The following is an 829-nucleotide window of genomic DNA, read 5'->3' on the forward strand; positions in this document are numbered from 1 at the left end:
ACTTATACAAATGCGGATGGTTTTACAAACCGAATACGGTAATATCGCCCTTGCCTTGACGAATCAGCTCAGTTCCATCGGTCATATCGATAACCGTCGTCGGCTCAGTACCGCACCAGCCACCATCAATAACCAAATCAACAGCATGCTCAAGACGGTCTCGGATTTCGTATGGATCGGTCAATGGCTCGTCGTCTTCGGGCAGCATGAGGGTGCAACTTAAAATAGGTTCGCCCAATTCTTGCAAAAGTGCCAAGGCAGTAGCGTTATCGGGAACACGCAGACCGATGGTTTTGCGCTTGGGGTGAAGCGTGCGATTGGGTACTTCTTTGGTTGCCTGCAGGATAAAGGTGTAGCTGCCAGGCGTAGCTGCTTTGAGCTGGCGGAATTGGGCATTATCCACTTTGGCGTAAGTACCCAATTCGCTCAAATCGGCACACATCAGGGTCAGATGGTGTTTTTGATCGATTTTACGAATCGCGAGAATGCGTTCCATCGCGGTTTTGTCGCCGAGTTTGCAGCCAAGCGCATAGCAGGAATCCGTAGGGTAAACGATAACGCCGCCACTGCGGACAATATCGGCGGCTTGCTTGATGAGGCGGTCTTGGGGATTATCGGGATGGATGGCGAAAAATTGTGCCATGTTTTTTCCTTATCATTCTAATGGTTTGTTGTTTGACATTTTAAAACTTATTTGGCCGTCTGAATATTGGATTTCCATCAACATGAATGGATTTAGCCTCAGGTACAACACGGTTGCACCCAGTGATACCTTATATATAATTTTGATTTACCGGCCGATATCGAAAGTCAATTTAATACACTATAT

At 46.9% G+C, this 829-nt stretch carries 1 protein-coding gene; it reads right to left on the bottom strand.

Features of this window, described 5'->3' with window-relative positions; translation table 11 throughout:
- Nucleotides 1-22: 22 nt before the first annotated feature.
- Nucleotides 23-643 (bottom strand): L-threonylcarbamoyladenylate synthase, encoded by a 621-nt coding sequence (locus tag ACTHUR_RS13040; protein ID WP_440398931.1) that lies wholly within the window; start codon nucleotides 641-643, stop codon nucleotides 23-25.
- Nucleotides 644-829: the final 186 nt, after the last annotated feature.

Source organism: Neisseria sp. P0021.S007, assembly GCF_051956855.1.